Annotated in this window: 16 protein-coding genes; 8 read left to right on the top strand and 8 right to left on the bottom strand. The window is 34.5% G+C overall.

Annotated elements, in window-relative coordinates:
* Position 1: 1 nt before the first annotated feature.
* The 3 genes from nifJ to gltA are packed head-to-tail and all read left to right on the top strand — an operon-like array spanning position 2 to position 5,791.
* Entirely contained in the window at positions 2-3,544 is a 3,543-nt protein-coding gene (gene nifJ / locus NSA01_RS00335; protein WP_257479546.1) for a pyruvate:ferredoxin (flavodoxin) oxidoreductase, read from the top strand.
* An 8-nt stretch (positions 3,545-3,552) separates the two neighbouring features.
* Complete coding sequence (locus NSA01_RS00330) at positions 3,553-4,401, top strand: sulfide/dihydroorotate dehydrogenase-like FAD/NAD-binding protein (protein WP_257479797.1); 849 nt, start codon at positions 3,553-3,555, stop codon at positions 4,399-4,401.
* The gene (gene gltA, locus NSA01_RS00325) at positions 4,394-5,791 is read left to right on the top strand and encodes an NADPH-dependent glutamate synthase (RefSeq protein WP_257479545.1); all 1,398 of its coding nucleotides are present in this window, start codon (positions 4,394-4,396) and stop codon (positions 5,789-5,791) included. Before NSA01_RS00330 ends, gltA begins: the two co-directional genes overlap by 8 nt.
* A 118-nt stretch (positions 5,792-5,909) precedes the next feature.
* Here the strand turns inward: gltA and trmD are convergent, their stop codons facing one another.
* Together trmD and rimM are read right to left on the bottom strand one after the other, a co-directional pair.
* A complete protein-coding gene (trmD, locus tag NSA01_RS00320; RefSeq protein WP_257479544.1) occupies positions 5,910-6,578 on the bottom strand; it encodes a tRNA (guanosine(37)-N1)-methyltransferase TrmD in 669 nt (222 codons plus the stop codon).
* Between the two features lie 8 nt (positions 6,579-6,586).
* The gene (rimM, locus tag NSA01_RS00315; protein WP_257479543.1) at positions 6,587-7,075 is read right to left on the bottom strand and encodes a ribosome maturation factor RimM; all 489 of its coding nucleotides are present in this window, start codon (positions 7,073-7,075) and stop codon (positions 6,587-6,589) included.
* 126 nt (positions 7,076-7,201) lie between these two features.
* Between rimM and NSA01_RS00310 the strand changes: the two genes are divergently transcribed.
* Together NSA01_RS00310 and NSA01_RS00305 are read left to right on the top strand one after the other, a co-directional pair.
* Positions 7,202-8,317 carry an aminopeptidase gene (locus NSA01_RS00310; RefSeq protein ID WP_257479796.1) on the top strand — a complete coding sequence of 372 codons (1,116 nt, stop codon included), beginning with the start codon at positions 7,202-7,204 and terminating at the stop codon, positions 8,315-8,317.
* A gap of 25 nt (positions 8,318-8,342) precedes the next feature.
* Positions 8,343-8,786, top strand: coding sequence for a hypothetical protein (locus NSA01_RS00305; protein WP_257479542.1), 444 nt, complete (start codon positions 8,343-8,345; stop codon positions 8,784-8,786).
* 60 nt (positions 8,787-8,846) lie between these two features.
* Here the strand turns inward: NSA01_RS00305 and NSA01_RS00300 are convergent, their stop codons facing one another.
* A complete protein-coding gene (locus NSA01_RS00300) occupies positions 8,847-9,533 on the bottom strand; it encodes a hypothetical protein (RefSeq protein WP_257479541.1) in 687 nt (228 codons plus the stop codon).
* A 100-nt stretch (positions 9,534-9,633) separates the two neighbouring features.
* On the opposite strand from NSA01_RS00300, the gene NSA01_RS00295 reads away from it, so the two are divergent.
* Entirely contained in the window at positions 9,634-11,625 is a 1,992-nt protein-coding gene (locus NSA01_RS00295) for a UvrD-helicase domain-containing protein (protein WP_257479540.1), read from the top strand.
* 37 nt (positions 11,626-11,662) lie between these two features.
* On the opposite strand, the gene NSA01_RS00290 is transcribed toward NSA01_RS00295, so the two are convergent.
* On the bottom strand, positions 11,663-12,763 hold the full coding sequence (locus tag NSA01_RS00290) for a hypothetical protein (protein WP_257479539.1): 1,101 nt from the start codon (positions 12,761-12,763) through the stop codon (positions 11,663-11,665).
* A 176-nt stretch (positions 12,764-12,939) separates the two neighbouring features.
* Between NSA01_RS00290 and NSA01_RS00285 the strand changes: the two genes are divergently transcribed.
* Entirely contained in the window at positions 12,940-13,440 is a 501-nt protein-coding gene (locus NSA01_RS00285; protein WP_257479538.1) for a flavin reductase family protein, read from the top strand.
* A gap of 33 nt (positions 13,441-13,473) precedes the next feature.
* Here the strand turns inward: NSA01_RS00285 and NSA01_RS00280 are convergent, their stop codons facing one another.
* Positions 13,474-15,726, bottom strand: coding sequence for a M6 family metalloprotease domain-containing protein (locus tag NSA01_RS00280; protein WP_257479537.1), 2,253 nt, complete (start codon positions 15,724-15,726; stop codon positions 13,474-13,476).
* A gap of 254 nt (positions 15,727-15,980) precedes the next feature.
* On the opposite strand from NSA01_RS00280, the gene rplS reads away from it, so the two are divergent.
* Complete coding sequence (gene rplS / locus NSA01_RS00275) at positions 15,981-16,325, top strand: 50S ribosomal protein L19 (RefSeq protein WP_257479536.1); 345 nt, start codon at positions 15,981-15,983, stop codon at positions 16,323-16,325.
* Positions 16,326-16,410: 85 nt separating this feature from the next.
* Here the strand turns inward: rplS and NSA01_RS00270 are convergent, their stop codons facing one another.
* From NSA01_RS00270 to ymfI, 3 genes are all read right to left on the bottom strand, one after another.
* Positions 16,411-16,587: a hypothetical protein gene (locus NSA01_RS00270; protein WP_257479535.1), complete on the bottom strand. Its 177-nt coding sequence runs from the start codon at positions 16,585-16,587 to the stop codon at positions 16,411-16,413.
* A complete protein-coding gene (locus NSA01_RS00265) occupies positions 16,587-17,462 on the bottom strand; it encodes a DegV family protein (RefSeq protein ID WP_257479534.1) in 876 nt (291 codons plus the stop codon). Before NSA01_RS00265 ends, NSA01_RS00270 begins: the two co-directional genes overlap by 1 nt.
* A 72-nt stretch (positions 17,463-17,534) precedes the next feature.
* On the bottom strand, positions 17,535-18,272 hold the full coding sequence (ymfI, locus tag NSA01_RS00260) for an elongation factor P 5-aminopentanone reductase (RefSeq protein WP_257479533.1): 738 nt from the start codon (positions 18,270-18,272) through the stop codon (positions 17,535-17,537).
* Between the last annotated feature and the right edge of the window lies 1 nt (position 18,273).

Raw genomic sequence — 18,273 nt, 5'->3', positions numbered from 1 at the left:
TATGGTGAGAAAATTAAAAACAATGGACGGAAACACAGCAGCCGCTCATGTGGCATATGCTTTTTCCGAAGTTGCTGCTATTTACCCAATTACTCCGTCATCTCCTATGGCAGAGAGCATGGACGAATGGGTAGCGGACGGAAGAAAAAATATATTCGATGAAAAAGTTAAAATCGTAGAAATGCAGTCTGAAGGAGGAGCAGCAGGTGCGGTTCACGGTGCAATAGCAGCGGGAGCTTATACTTCAACATTTACAGCTTCTCAGGGACTTCTTCTAATGATACCTAATATGTATAAACTGGCTGGAGAACAAGCTCCTACAGTATTCCATGTTGCTGCAAGAGCACTTGCAAGTCATGCACTGTCTATCTTCGGAGACCACTCAGACGTTATGTCATGCCGTCAAACAGGTTTTGCAATGCTTGCTTCAAACAGTGTACAGCAATCAATGGATTTAGCTGCGGTAGCACATCTTGCTACAATAGCAGGTAAGCTTCCGATGGTTCATTTCTTTGACGGTTTCAGAACATCACATGAAAATCAAAAAATTGAAGTTTGGGATTATGATGATTTAAAAGAGTTGGTTGACTGGAACGCAGTAAAAGCATACAGAGAAAAAGCACTTCACCCTGCTCATCCTCATGCAATGGGTTCTGCAGAACAGCCGGAAACATTCTTCCAGCACAGAGAAGCATGTAACACAGCTTACGATATAACAGCTGATATCGTCGCTGAATATATGGATAAAGTAAATGAAAAAATAGGTACAAACTATAAACCATTTAATTACTATGGTGCTGAAGACGCAACGGAAATAATCGTAGCGATGGGTTCTGTTTGTGAAGCAGCTGAAGAAATAGTTGACTACCTCAATGATAAAGGTAAAAAAGTAGGTATCATTGAAGTTCATTTATACAGACCTTTCTCCAGTAAATATCTTTTAAATGTAATACCTAAGACCGTTAAGAAAATAGCTGTACTTGATAGAACTAAAGAACCCGGCGGAGTCGGTGAACCTTTATACTTAGACGTAATTTCGGCTTTAAGAGGCACAAAATTTGAAGATGCTAAAATCGTTGGAGGACGTTACGGACTGGGTTCTAAAGATACACAGCCGGGAGATATCTTAGCAGTATATCAAAATCTATGGATAGAAAATCCAAAAAACAACTTTACAATATCAATTACTGATGATGTTACCGAATTATCTCTTCCAACAAAAGAATATCCAAATGTTGCACCAAAAGGGACCGTAGCATGTAAATTCTGGGGACTTGGTGCCGACGGTACCGTTGGCGCAAATAAAAACAGTGTAAAAATCATCGGAGATTATACTGATAAAAAGGTTCAGGCTTATTTCCAATATGATTCAAAGAAATCAGGAGGGGTAACTATATCTCACTTGAGATTTGGTGATAAACCTATCAAATCGACTTATTATGTCAAACAAGCGGATTTTGTAGCCTGTCATAACTCAGCATATCTAAATCAATACGATATGGTACAGGATGTAAAACCGGGCGGATATTTCTTACTCAACTGCGTATGGAATGACGAAGAACTTGAAACATTCTTACCTGCAAAAGTTAAAAGATATATCGCAGAAAATGATATTCAGTTCTATACATGCGATGCCGTATCGATTGCTAAGAAAATCGGTCTCGGTGCAAGAAGAACGAACTCAGTACTTCAGGCGGCATTCTTTAAACTAGCTAACATCATTCCTATTGAAGATGCGGCTAAATACATGAAAGACGCAATAAATAAGACTTACGGCAAAAAAGGTCAAAAAATCGTTGATATGAACGTTGCAGCAGTAGACGAAGGTATAAAAAATGTTCATAAAGTAGAAGTTCCGGCTTCATGGAAAGATGTACCCGATGATGCACCTCAAGCTAAAATGGTAGGCAGAGACAAAGTACATACAGATTACTTAAACAATATTTTAAAACCGACAAATACTCTTAACGGAGATAAAGAACCGGTTTCTACTTTCTTATCAACTGCAGACGGAATGATCCCTGCAGGAACAGCTGCTTACGAAAAGAGAGGTATAGCAACGGACGTACCTGTTTGGCTACATGAAAACTGTATGCAGTGTAACTGGTGTTCTTATGTATGTCCTCACGGTGTTATCAGACCATTCGTTCTTGATAAGAACGAAGCGGAAGACTTCGAAGGAACGGCTGTAAAAATGAAGGGTGTCAAAAATAATTTATTCACAATAGGAATATCTTCTCTAGACTGCAGCGGCTGCGGACTATGTGTTGAAGTTTGTCCTTCAAGAAATAAAGCCCTTAAAATGGTTCCTGCGGATGCTAACGTAGTTGAAAAAGAACAAAAGGATTACGATTACTTATTTGCTAACATCGATGAAAAAGAACTTCCGTTCAAGGAAGATACAGTAAAGGGTTCTCAGTTCAAACAACCGCTTCTTGAATTCTCGGGAGCATGTCCGGGATGCGGAGAATCACCTTATGCTAAACTAATTACTCAATTATTCGGAGACAGAATGTTCATTGCAAACGCCACAGGATGTTCATCTATTTGGGGATGCAGTGCTCCAAGTACTCCTTATACAGTAAACAAAGAAGGAAGAGGTCCTGCATGGGCTAACTCTTTATTTGAAGACAACGCGGAATTCGGTTTCGGTATGGCAATATCAATGCAGACCAGAAGAAACGAAATGAAGAGTGCGGTTGAAAAATTAACTGATACTATCGGTGTACCTGCAAAAGCTTGGATAGCGTCAATGAACGATGCAAAAGCAGCAGAAACAACAGGAAAGATTTTACTTGAAGAATGTGAAAAAATAGCTGATTCAAATGAATATGCTAAATACGTTATCGATAACAAAGACATGCTTATAAAACCGTCTGTATGGATTTTCGGCGGCGACGGCTGGGCTTATGATATCGGATACGGCGGACTTGATCATGTTCTGGCTTCAGGGGAAAATATCAATGTAATGGTATTTGATACCGAAGTTTACTCCAATACAGGAGGACAATCTTCTAAATCAACGCCTATAGGTGCTGTAGCTAAATTCGCGGCTTCGGGTAAAGCAGTTAAAAAGAAAGACCTTGCACAAATCGCTATGGCTTACGGATATGTTTACGTAGCACAGATCGCTATGGGAGCTAATCCGGAACAAACACTAAAAGCTTTAAGAGAAGCGGAAAATTATGATGGTCCTTCACTTATCATCGCTTACGCTCCTTGTATAAATCACGGAGTAAAAGCAGGAATGAACAGATCTATGCTGGAAATGAAAAATGCGGTCCGTTCAGGATACTGGAACCTACTTAGATATAATCCTGATTTAGAAGCAGAATGCAAAAATCCTCTTTCTATTGACAGCCAAGCTCCAACTCAAAGCTACAGAGACTTTATCATGGGTGAAGTTCGTTATAACTCACTTAAACTTAAATTCCCTGACAGAGCCGAAGAGTTATTTACAAAAGCAGAAGAAGCTGCAATGGATAGGTATGACAACTTAGTCATGCAAAAGAAAAGCATGGATAAAAAGGAAGGAGGATGCTAAAAATGAAGATGTTTGAAATTACCGAAAAAAGAAAATTAAATGAAAATATGACTTGGCTGGTAATATATGCACCACTCGTTGCAAGAAAAGCCAGACCGGGACAATTTATCATCCTTCGTACCGATGAATACGGTGAAAGAATTCCTCTTACAATGGCGGGACATAACGAAGAAGACGGAACGATTGATTTGATTTATGCAACCGTTGGAAGAACAACCATGTTAATGGATCAGCTTGAAGAAGGCGATTGTTTTGCGGATATCGTAGGTCCTCTCGGAAAACCTACACATATGGAAGGACTTAAAAAAGTATGCGTAGTAGGCGGAGGTTCGGGTAATGCTCTTGCATATCCTCTTGCTACGGGAATGCACGATCATGGTATCGAAGTAGATATGATTGCCGGTTTTAAAAATAAAGAACTGGTAATCTTAGAAGACGAATTTAGAAAAGGAACAGATAACCTATACATGGTTACAGATGACGGTTCCTACGGAGAAAAAGCTTTTACCACTGATAAACTTAAACAATTAATAGAACAAGGAAATAAATATGATGAGGTTGTAGCAGTAGGACCGCCTATCATGATGAAGCTTGTATGTAAACTTGCCGAAGAACATGGTATACCTTCTGTTGCATCTTTGACAGCTTATATGATCGACGGTTCCGGTATGTGCGGAGGCTGCAGATGTATCATCGGAGGAGAAAATAAATTCGTTTGTGTTGACGGACCCGAATTTGACGGTTCTTTGGTCGACTGGGATGAACTTATTCAAAGAAGTACATATTATGCCGATCAGGAAGCAGAAGACAGGGCACATGTTTGCCATTTGACTGGAGGTGTTCGTTACCATGATTAATTTAATTAAAGAAAAGAACCCAATGCCGGAACAAAAACCCGACGTTCGTAATAAGAATTTTGAAGAAGTAGCTAACGGATATACTGAAGAAATGGCAATAAATGAAGCTATGAGATGTCTTAAATGCCGTAAAAAACCATGCATGTCAGGATGTCCCGTAATGGTTAAAATACCTGATTTTATAGCTAAAATCGCAGAAGGAAAATTTGAGGAAGCATATCAAATAATAAAAGAAACAAATTCACTTCCTGCTATCTGCGGAAGAGTTTGCCCTCAGGAAACGCAGTGCGAAGGGAAATGTGTTCATGCTAAAAAAGGTGAACCTGTTGCAATAGGTCGTCTTGAAAGATTTGCTGCCGACTGGCATGCTGCAAACTACGAAGATGAAAAGGTAGAACCCGTTAAAGGTAACGGTCATAAAGTTGCCGTTGTCGGAGCGGGACCTGCAGGACTTGCATGTGCGGGGGATTTGATAAACAAGGGATATGACGTTACAGTATACGAAAGTTTACATAAGACAGGGGGAGTTTTGGTTTACGGTATACCTGAGTTTCGTCTTCCAAAAGAAATCGTAGCGGCTGAAGTAAAACAGCTTGAAGATAAAGGCGTTAAGTTTGTAACCAACGCTATAATAGGTAAGTCTATAACAGTTGATGAATTAATGAAAGAAGAAGGTTTTGAATCCGTATTTATAGGTACCGGAGCAGGTCTTCCTTCCTTCATGAACATCCCCGGAGAAAACCTAATCGGAGTATGTTCAGCAAACGAATACTTAACAAGAATCAACTTAATGAAAGCATACCTACCTGAATACGACACACCGATCTTAAAAGCAAATAAGATTGCAGTTGTCGGAGGCGGAAACGTTGCTATGGACGCTGCAAGATGTGCAAAGCGTATGGGTGCTGAAGAAGTATATTTGATTTATCGTCGTTCTGCAGCCGAAATACCTGCAAGAGCAGAAGAAATCCACCATGCAGTGGAAGAAGAAATCGACTTCCGTTACCTAACAAATCCCGTTAAAGTTTTGGGAGATGAAAAAGGTCAAGTATGCGGGATAGAATGCGTTAAGATGGAACTTGGAGAACCTGATGCTTCCGGAAGAAGAAGACCTGTCGTAATCGAAGGCTCAAACTACGTCATAGATGTAGACTGCGTAATTATGGCGATAGGTACTAAATTAAATAAATTGATTTTAGAAACTACGGATAATCTTGAAGAAAATAAAAGAGGCGGGATTTATACAGATGATGACGCTGCTACAAACCGTCCCGAAATATTTGCCGGCGGCGATGCCGTTACAGGTGCAGCCACAGTTATCAAAGCAATGGGAGCAGGAAAAACCGCTGCTGCCGGTATAGATAAATATTTTGAAAGCAAAGAAAAATAATATTCTAAGTATTAAAAAAAGGAACCTTTATAATAAGGTTTCTTTTTTATATGACGGGGCACTTCACCTGCAAGCAGACTCCGCGCCCCTACATACTACAAATTACTTAAAAAATATCCTAAAGCAAATCTTCTCTTCTTTTTTTAGTTTCCTTTAAAGCTTCATCCTTATAATACTCTTCTATTTTCTTATGATGACCTGATAATAATACCTCGGGAACTTTCATACCCATAAATTCCTCAGGTCTCGTATATTGACTCGCCTCCAATAACCCGTCTTCAAAACTCTCTTTTTGATAGCTTTCGCTGTTTCCGAGAACTCCAGTAACATATCTGCTTACAGTGTCTATGAACACCATTGAAGCAATATGACCGCCCGTCAAGATATAATCTCCTATGCTTATTTCCTCATCTACACAAAGGTCTACAACCCTTTGATCTATACCTTCGTAATGACCGCAAAGAAGTATTACTTCATCGAGGTCTGCATATTTTTTGGCAAGCTCGCTGTTAAAAATCTTGCCTCTCGGAGAAAAATAAATAACAGGAACATCTCTATTCTTTTTTATATCTTTTACACAGTCGTAAACAGGTTCGGCTTTCATAAGCATACCCGCTCCCCCACCGTAAATTTCGTCATCGACTCTTCTATGTTTGTCCTTTGAGTAATCCCTGATATTTACTGCATTGATTTGTAATTTTCCGCTGTTGACGCCTCTGCCTATAATCCCGATTTCCTTATAGGCTTCTATCATTTCCGGATATAAAGTAAGTACATTAAAAATCATAGTATCTCCTAATAAACCAAATTCTTGGAATTTATTTTTATATATTCATCAATTTTTATTTCCAAGATATTCTCTTTTAAAGCAGGAAGCATTTGCTCTCTATTTTCAATTTTAAATACATAAATATCAACCGCAGCGTTGGTAAGCACATCCGACATGACGCCTATTTCCTTATCTTCTTCATTTAATACTTTTAACCCTTTTAAATCTTCGATAAAATACTCGCCTTCTTCCAGCCCCACACTGTCTTCTCTGAGCACTTCCACATATTCATTTTTTAATTTTTCCGCCTCGTTTCGGTCATCAAGACCTTTAAGCTTTAGGATGATTTGGTCTTTATTTCTTCTGGCAGCCGACACTTCATATTCTTTATTTTTTATAAAACATCTTTTTAAAATTTTAAATCTATTGATATCATCTGTTAATGGATGAACCTTCAGCTCCCCTTTTATTCCATGAACATTGAATATTTTTCCTATTACGACATTATTTTTCATATTACCACTCTCTATGTTTTTTTATATTCTATCAAAAAAAATATTTCTTTTCCATATCTATAATAAATATTAATAAAATATGGTAAAATAATATATAACAAATTAGTATATATGGAGGCATAATTTATTATGGACAAAAGAATAGAACAGCTGGCACATAACCTTGTTACTTTTTCAACAAACGTTCAAAAAGGCGAAAAAGTTCTTATAAATGCCGGAGGGATAGAAGATACGAGAGATTTGGTAAAAGCTCTTGTAAGAGAAGTTTATAAAGCAGGAGGATTTCCTTATTTAAAACTTACCGACTCAAGTATAAATAGAGAAATTTTAATGGGAGTAAGCAAAGAACAGCTTGAGTTCCAAAATGATTACGAATTATATCAAATGAAAGGGATGGACGCATATATAGGTATCGGATGTTCGGATAATGCAAGCGAATTAAGCGACGTTCCAAGCGACAATATTTCTCTTCAATCATCGGTTTTAAGACCGGTTTTGAGAGAGAGAGTAGATAATTCCAAATGGGTGATTTTAAGATATCCTAACGGATCTATGGCACAAAGCGCAAAGATGAGCAAAGACGCTTTTGAAGATTATTTCTTTGATGTATGCTGTCTTGATTATTCAAAAATGGCTAAAGCGGTAGAGCCATTAAAAGAACTAATGGAAAAAACCGATAAGGTAACAATAAAAGGTCCGGATACAGACTTAACATTCTCTATAAAAGGAATGAATGCAATCCCATGCTGCGGTAATATGAATATACCCGACGGAGAAATCTATACTGCACCTATAAAGGACAGCGTAAACGGGACTATATCTTATAATACAAAAAGCGATCATCTCGGATTTATATATGAAAATATCAAACTGACATTCAAAGACGGGAAAATCGTAGAAGCAACATCAAATAACAGTGAAAGGATGAACGGAGTATTTGATATGGATGAAGGTGCGAGATATGTGGGAGAATTCGCTATAGGTATCAATCCATTTATCAACGAACCTATGCTCGACACTTTATTCGATGAAAAAATAGCCGGAAGTATCCATTTTACTCCGGGCTGCTGCTACGAAGATGCAGATAACGGGAACAAATCTTCTCTTCACTGGGACCTTGTGTTGATACAAACAGAAAAAAAGGGCGGCGGAGAAATTTATTTCGACGATGTACTCATCAGAAAGAACGGAGTATTTGTACCAGAAGAATTAAAAGGTCTTAACCCCGAAAACTTAAAATAAGACCTATATCAAAGAGGGAAATAAAATGAAAAAAATATTTGTGATACTATTATCTGTTTTATTATTAATAGGATTTACAGGCTGCGGATTCAGCGTAAACAATGATTTCAATATCGAAGATTATGATGACACTATAAATAACAGTGACAGGATAGATGTTATCGTAGATAATAAAAGGGTCGACATGATTTCCGGACATAACAATATGGAAGACTTCATCAATGCAATAAAGCTTGACGAATGGAAAATAAAAGAACTTCCCGATGATGCAAAAAAGAATGCAGAATTTGTTATGTACAAAAACAAAACAAAAAAAGCCGGAAGCAAAGATAATTCAACAAAATTTATCCAGGTAGCAAAAATAATAACTTACAAAGACATCAATTACGTAACACTTAGTATTGCAAAAATGGAATTTGATTTCAAAATACCTGATGATGTATCGGACTATTTAAATACTTTTATATAAAAAACGAGGGAAAAATCCCCCGTTTTTTTAATACATAATATGTTTTAATAAAAATAGATATTAGTCATCGCATTCGCATGTGTCACATGAGCTGTTTGATGGGAAAAAATCCCTAAATGCTGAAATATCTTCACTAAGAAATGTTTCACAGAAGTTTGGTGCACATTCTTCTTCTCTGCATTCTTCAGGTATTGGACAATATCCGAATGTAGGAACCTTTAAGCTTACTTTAGATACAGCACTTACTACGATCACGAAACCAAGTGTCATAGATATTTGACATCCGCCTGATCTGTTTACACAGTTAGCTTCTACAAAACATTCTGCTGTAGGAATAAATCTGCCTTGTCTTACGAATTTTCTGTTTAAGTCCATAACTGTACTTACAGGAATTCTGATCTTGTTGTCTGATTGTACACATCCCTTGCATACAGGTTTTGCTTCAACTGCTACTATTGAACAGTCACATTTTCTTCTAAGTACAGCATAGATCGGAACCGCAACAACACATTTTAGTCTTGCATGACATTCATCCATTTCTGTGAAGAATGGTTCATCTTCATATTGTTCAACTTCGGTTTCTCCGAATTGTGCATAAAGGAAAGTATATTCTGAGATATCTCCATTCAACGCTAGTTCAAATGTCATATTTTGAATACATTCTCTCTTTGAGCAGGCATCATAAACCTTATCAACAATTAGACATTCCACACCTCTTGTATTAGTATTACATGTTCTTTCTTCCACTTTTTAAATCCTCCTAAGTTTATGTTCTTATTTGTTATACACTTATATAATATGAGAAATATTATTTTGTGTTACTGATAAAAGTGATATAATAAAATTTATGAATGAACAAATTGATTTAATAACAAACATAGAAGAAAAAGAACTTGATGAAGCCCAAATAGAATGTGTAAACAGCGAAGAAAGAAATATACTTGCAATTGCAGGTGCAGGCTGCGGAAAAACCACAACCCTTCTCGCAAGAGTCAAATATCTGATTGAAAAAAGGAAAGCGGATAAAGATGATATACTCATATTAAGCTTTACTAATTCATCGACAAATGAACTTAAGGAAAGAATAAGAAGAGTGACCCATGAAGATATAGATGTGTTTACATTTCATAAACTGGGTAAAAGTATAATAAACAGTGTAGACGGATATGATGTTACCCTTTATAAGAACGGAGTCAGCAAGTTTGTCAGCCAGTATCTGGATATCAGACTTAAAAAGGGAAAGTATTATGAATTCTACGACTTTCTCATAAACCACTATCATGAATATGTACCCTTTAAAAACTTTGATAAAAAGGAACATGAATACAAATATCTTAAAGATAAAGCAATCATAAGCCTTGACAATGAATATAAAATGACCTTTGAAGAAAATGTGATATCCAACTATTTATTTTTACACAAGATAAATTACGAATACTTCATGACAAACCCCTTAGGAGATGAGTTCAAAAAGCTCTGCTCGGGATTTTATCTTCCCGATTACGATTTATATGTATTTAACCTTTATATCGATAAAGACGGAAATAAGCCGATATGGGGATATCCTAAAAACAAAAGAATAGCACTTAAAAATTATGATTACTATATAGAGTTTTTAAATACTTACCCTGATTTTAAAGATAAAAGCATATTTACATATTCTTATGACTTTGAAAATAATGAATTTGCGAATAAACTAAATGAGGAGCTAGATAGATATAATGTCAAAAGAAATTTTTCATACGATGATATAGATGAAGAAATATCCAGAGTCTTCGCCTATAATATTTCCTTCATAAAAAAACTGGCAGCTAATTTTATTACGCTTATGAAAACTACAGCAAGAAAAAGCGAAGATGTATTAAAAATAGATAACTATTACAATAAAGCCGAGGAAATCAGGTCTAAATCTTTTTATAAACTGGTACTTCCGATTTATGAAGCATATGAAAAAATTTTATATCACAATAATCAAATCGATTTTAACGACATGATTTTAAAGGCTACGGATTATGTAAACAAAGGATTATATTTAAAAGACTATAAATATATCTTAATAGATGAATTCCAGGATATTTCCTCTTCCAGAATGAGATTAGTGGATAGTATATACAGAAAATCGGAAAGTGAAATATTTGCGGTAGGAGACGATTATCAAAGTATATTTCGTTTTACGGGAAGCGATATCAATATATTCTATGATTTTGAGAGAGATTATAAAGCTAAAAAATATTTAATAGAAAACAATTATAGATTTGACAGTAATATCGCAAACTTATCAAATAAATTCATCCTGCAAAATCCTCATCAAATAAAAAAAGAGCTTAAAAGTAAAAGAGCAGGTGTTTCTTCAATAGAATTTTTAACTTCTCCAAATAAAAATAATCTTACAAAGCTATTCTTGGATAAGTTATATTCTCTTCCGATTGGGAGTGAAGTAATGCTTCTCGGAAGATATAAAAAAGATATTTTAAGATATTCAAAAACCGAGGAAGTAGAAATCACGGTAAATGAGGAAAAAGAAGTAAATATAAAGGTCGTAAGAAGACCGGATTTGAATATTGAGTTCATGACCGTACACAAAGCAAAGGGACTTGAATGCGACTATGTTTTTATTCTAAATACATTTAATAATCTAATGGGCTTCCCCTGCAATATAACAGACGACAATCTCATAAAATTGCTTCTTAAAAATAAAGAAAACTTTTTATATGCAGAAGAAAGAAGACTATTTTATGTGGCAATGACAAGGGCAAAAGAAAAGCTTTTTATAATGGTAGATCGTAACAGCTTATCACCATTCGTTGAAGAACTTTTGGAATATAAAATAAATATATAAAAAAGACTCTTAGCTTTCTAAGAGTCTTTATATTTTATTACAAATAAGCGCAGAGAGGAAGAACAATAAATCCAATAACACAAATCACTGTGGAAATATTAAATATAATACTTCCGTATTTGTTGGCAAATTCTTCTTCTCCAAAATCGTTTCTTATATGATTTATATTTATTATTGATATCGTTGTAGCAAGGATAGAACCTATCCCCCATACGTTTATAAATAGTATGAGCCCCGGATTAAGCGTTTGAGGAAGCATATTTACCCCTACCATAATATTGGATACCGCACCAAACAAAGCTCCGGGAAGCATTGATAAAGGATCCACACTATGATGAGAACAAATATATAATGCGATTATCGCCCATAAACAGGTACCCATAAGAGCTATGGTACATATCAAATAAAGTCCGAAGTTTGCTCTGTTTATTTCCAGTACGGATACGACTTCCGAATTGATTTCATGTGAGGCATTTATATCCTTAAGTTCCGGATCGTTTCTTATATTATCGTACTGCATTATATTACTTTCAACTTTATATCTCTTGACCTTAAAACCGTTTATATCAAGTGCACTATTATAAGAACTATACTTCTTATCCGCAATCAGTCTTACCTTATCTATTGTGTAATCCGATTCCAAATAGACTTTTAACTGATGAGATTCCAGAGGAAATCTCGTAGTCCAGAAATCTTTGGAAACAGTAACATCTACTCTCAAAGACTGATAATTTAAATTTCCTTTATGATAATCCTTGACTATTTCTTTATTATTTATCGTTCCCTGATAGATCCTAAAATGGTTAGCCATATCAAGATCATTATTACCGTTCCATTTAAACCAGACCATCATCGTATATCTATACTTCGAATCCCTTATTGAAAATTCCTTTACCGTTTCAATATATTGACCCGTAGTTACTTTCGCTGCCTTTTTTGATATATCATTGGCAAAGGCTTCCACCTTTGTATCTATTTTTCCCGTGCTCTGCCAATACCCCTCCTCCGCGTTTTTATCATTTATTAAATGAACACCGGCTCCGATTAAAAATACCGCACTAAGTATGAAAATCAGTAATATGCTTACTATCAAATATTTTTTCTTCCACTTTTCTAAATTGGATAATTTCTCTTTCATATAAATACCCTCTCATCTTAAAATTGAGCAAATACTCACAGTAAATAATTATATCACTTTTTTATAAAATGTGAAGTATAAAAATCAAAACTTCGACTTTTTTCGCCTATGTAAAAATAAGTAAAAATGTTATAATATTTTTATAAAATAAATATAATTCCAAGGAGGGATTTAAAATGGAAACAAAAGAAGCTTTTGATTTACTAAATAAACAACTTTCCAAGGGAGTATTTCTCACAGTCAAAAATAAAGATAAAGTAAATACAATGGTTATAGGCTGGGCGACGGTTGGAAGAGTATGGGGCAAAGACATTATGACAGTAATGGTTAGATTTTCAAGGAATACATATGATTTGATTAAAAATGCAGACTCATTTACTGTAAGCGTACCCGAGTACGATACAATGAAAAAAGAAATCGCATTCATGGGAACAAAATCAGGCAGGGACTTTGATAAATATAAAGAAACGGGACTTACATTATCTGACGCACAATCTGTGGAAAGTCCAGTAATAAACGAAGCAAAACTGCACTATGAATGTAAAATAGTCTACAAACAGTCAATGGACCCTACAGGTATAATTGACTATGAAAACATTGAAAAAAGATTTTATGAAGGAAATAATGATTATCATATGATATTCTACGGCGAAATCCTAAACGTTTATGATAAATAAAAAGAGCCATAACATCGGCTCTTTTTTATTTTATTAGGAATGATATTTGATTTTAAGACTGACTCCAAAAGTCCCCAAAACCGAAACTCCGAGAATTATCAACCATAGATCCATATCTCCGCTGTCCGAAGTTTTAGCGGAAGAGACCTGATTTGTTTCGCCGTTTTTATTATCATTTATATTGCTTACTCCCTCGTTTGTGCTGACATCCTCTTTTGTATAAGAAGTTTTTACCGTTATATCAGATACTTTGTTACTGTAGGTTTTACCTCCGTCAAAAGAAGCTCTAACAACATAAGCTTCATTTTCTTTTGTATCGTTTTTTGGAAACTCGATATTTCCATTTCTCTTTACTATATTTAATACATCTTCATTTTTAATTACGGCATGAGCCCAGTCCTCGTTTATTTTATTCCCTTTATTATCAAATACACTAAGTGTCATGTCTCCATAAAAATTCTTTCCCTCTACTCTAAAAGAAACTTTGCCTCCATTACTGTCAATGACAGAATTTTTAGTCTTTATCGAACTTACTTTTTCCTTTGGAAGAGCAACATTGATTGTCATCTTATCTTTTGAAGGAGTATTTGTGTCTATAACTATATCAGTACGATATATTGAATAAGAGTCATTGCTCCACATAAACATAAAAGGTACTTTATCATACCCTTTTAGATCATTTAAATTGTATATAAAGTCACTCCAAAACGGTGACGGGAACTCATAATTATCGCTACTCGGTCTTATAAGGCTTATCCCCGGAGGATGATAACTGCTGTTGACGGTATAATTTGAATTGTATTTTTTAAATTTATCAATATCTACCATATATACAACAATTCCCGGCTCACAGCTCACTAGTCCATATCTACTTTTATAAGAAGTGCCAAGAGCTCTGTCAAAGTTTTTAAACTGTCTGTTTTCAATTATATAAAATTTATTTTTATCATTGGTCGGTATTATATATAAGTTATAATTTATATTATTCGACGCGGTGTTTAAGGTATATTCTCCATTTTTAAGTATGTAACTCTTTTCATAATACCCAAGCATTGATTTTGAAAAGGCATCAAGATGAGAGGGAATAAATTTTGTATTTATAGCACCTTCATATTTTTCATATCCCCAGTTCCCATTATCCATTAAACTCGTATATTCAAGATTTGCACAACCAGCCCATTTGCCTGCTCCGTAATCTATATCATATAAATCGGATAGTCCCAGATAGTGTCCCAGTTCATGACAAAGCGTAGCAGTAGAGTTTATATTCTCATCAGGTTCGTTATCTAATTTTCTTTTTTCGGCAAACCCCACAAAATTCATTATATATGTATTATTTGCCTTTAAATAAGGTGTGATATATTCTATCTGACTTGCCCAAAAATTCGGCTCAGCGGCATCAAGCATAGCCGCTTCATATCCCGCAAATATGAATACTACGACAAGTTCGTTATTGTCTATTATCCCATTTTTATTTATATCATAATCGTTAAAATTTATATATGAGCTTGCCTTGGTGAGGATTTCCTGCATTGCTCCGTTAAAATCATTTTTATTAAAATCGTTACCCCAGTTACCATGTACTCTATCCAGTTTCACTTTTATAGTTCCGGGATGAGAAGTATTTGTTTCTTTAACGGGAGCAACGGTAAACTTATTATTTGATACTTCCTTATAATACGCTCTTATCCCGTCGGGATCATTATAAACTGTATCATACCACTTTTCTGTATTCTCCGTTTCTATATCCTGAAAACTGACATCTATTATTACCATAGGAAGTTCTCTTACAGAAGAACCGCTATCACTAAGTCCTTTAAATGACTTGCTTTTTTTAGACAAAGGAACTTTAGTTAAATCAACAGGTTTGGAATTTTGTCTCTTTTCTATATTTGTACTCTTTCCCTGCAATTTTAAATATTCTTTCTTTTTTGTCTCACTATTTAGAACCGAAGATTTAATTATATTTTTTTTTGATGATTTGTTTCTTTTAGATTTATTACCGATTACTTCTCCCAAATCTAATTTGCCGTTTTTATTAATTATATATTTCCAAGTGTCATCTTCTTTATCTTTTAAAATAAGGTTATCAGATTCGTCAACATAATAATTAAAGTATTCGTCTCCTTTGATATAAGCACCAAACTTTGTTCCGTCAGGCTGAATCAGCGTACTTACATAAGGATATGCAGTTACTGCGAATACATTATTTACGGTTGAAAATACCGACAAAAATATAAATATCAATAAAAATCCTATTTTCTTTTCTAATGATATACTTTTCATGATAACGCCCCTTTTGATATTATCTCTCTTTTATTTTAACATAATCCCGATAATAATTAGGATGATTTCATTTAAAGTTCTTAAAATATAGATACTAAGCAAATTTTATTAAAATAAAAACAAAAATAAGTTGAATAAATCTTTTGGTTATGATATACTTTTTAGGCTATAAGTCTGATGACTATAACTATTATGGGTGTTCCTCTGCTTAGAAAGTAAGTAAGAATGCTTGAAGATGAAGGGAGGCACAAACGATGGATTTATTAAAACTAGTTGAAAACGAAAACCTTAAAGCTGATGTAACTAAATTTAACGTAGGTGATACTGTAAAAGTTCACGTTAAAGTTGTTGAAGGTAAAAGAGAAAGAATTCAGGTTTTTGAAGGTATTGTGCTTAAGAAACAACATGGAGGAGTTCAGGAAACATTCACAGTAAGAAAAATTTCTTATGGTGTCGGAGTAGAAAGAACTTTCCCAGTACACTCACCAAGAATCGATAAAATCGAAGTAACAAGACAAGGTAAAGTTAGAAGAGCAAAACTTCACTACCTTAGAGACAGAGTGGGTAAGGCTGCAAAAGTCAAAGAAAAAAGAAACTAAAAAAAGTCCGCATAGGACTTTTTTTGTTGCATTTTTTAATATCCATAGTGTATATATTAACTTAAATTATATACAATGTAAAATTTTATTTATCTTTTTTATCGAATGAAGAACCCAATGCTACGCCAAAACATAAACCTAAACCTATACCCATTGCAAGATTTTTAAAAATAATTCCAAAGGCGGTTCCAAAACATAAACCTAAACCAAGATAAGTTGCGAGTCTGTTATTATATTCATTATTATCATTTTTATCCGCCATTAATGATCCCCTTGGTTATTTTTGAAAAATGCTATACCAACACAGTGCGGTCCCGCATGTGTCCCGACAACCGCTCCGATATTTTTTACCGGAGATATTTCAATATCCTTTAATTCTTCAAAATTATTAAGCATATAATCTTCAAAACTATTAAAAGCTTCCGCGTCATCAACATGTCCCATAAAAAAAGCTTTTGACATATCGATTCCATATTCTCGTGCTTTCTCTATTATAAATTGATAACCTTTTTTTCTTCCTCTTACTTTTTTGATAGGTACGACTTCGCCGCCCGTGATTTCTACTACAGGCATAATATTCAAAGTATTTCCTATGAATGCAGTTGCTTTTGAAAGCCTGCCTCCCATTACCAGATATTTATAATCTTCTATTAAAGCAAGAAGTGTACTTTGGGATTTGATACTGTTGATCTCGTCTTCTATTTCTTTACCGCTAAGTCCCTTGTCTCTAAGCTTACATGCTTCCAAAACTATATTACATAGCCCCAATGTAACACTCTGTGAATCAATTAAATGAACTCTGCTTTTCCTGTCCATATCTAAAGAGTCTCTGACTAATACCGCAGAATTATAAGAACCGCTTAATTTACTTGATAATGTTATAACTACTACTTCTTCCCCATTCTCTGTAAATTTTAAAAATAAGTCCTTTAACTGTCCAACAGGGATTTGACTTGTCGTAGGAAGTTCTTTGCATTTGGATAACTTATCAAAAAACTGCCTATGATCAATAGTCACCCCATCTATATATTCTTCTTCCCCAAAATAAATATTTAGAGGATACACATTGATATCATGTTCACTCATTTGTTCTTTAGTTAAATCTGCTGTAGAATCGGTTAATATGTTTACTTTCATTCTTTTTTTCACCTAACACATTTTTGATATTACAATAAAATATACACTTTATAATGAACATTGTCAAATTGATTATAATATAAATCCGCCGTCCACACTTATAACTTGTCCGGTTATAAAAGTAGCTTTATCACTTGCTAAAAATACTGCCATATTTGCTACATCTTCAGGTTTTCCAATCCTACCCATAGGAGTTTCTTCAGATAATACTTCTAAATCTTCATCTGAAAGATTATTATTCATTTTCGTATCGATAACTCCCGGAGCTATTACATTGACATTTATATTACTGGGTCCCACTTCTTTGGAAAGAGCTTTACTCATACCTATCAAAGCAGCTTTTGAAGCTGAGTAAGCGACTTCCATGCTGGCTCCGCTTATTCCCCACATGGAAGAAATATTTATTATATTTCCTTTTTTCCTATTGATCATATTTGGAATAAATGCCTTGGATAACATGAATGCACTTCTAACATTAACGTTAAAAATTTTATCCCATTCTTCTAAGCCGGTTTCATCAAAAAATTTAATTAAACTGATGCCTGCATTATTAATAAGTACGTCTATATTTTTAAAGTTATCCTTTATTTCTTTAACAGCATTTTCAACTTCATTTTCATTGGATAAATCTGCTTTTAAAGCTATAACTTCTAAATCTCTATACTTATGAGTATCAATAAAATCATATATAGGTTTTTTATTTTTATTATATAATAGTACTAAATTATAATTTTCATTATAAAAAGCATGAGCAAGGGAAATACCTATATCACCGCTTGCTCCGCTTATCACTGCAGTTTTATTTGACATA

The sequence above is a fragment of the Anaerofustis stercorihominis genome, assembly GCF_024623185.1.
Lineage (GTDB): Bacteria > Bacillota > Clostridia > Eubacteriales > Anaerofustaceae > Anaerofustis.
This window is presented reverse-complemented; position numbering and strand designations above follow the sequence as displayed.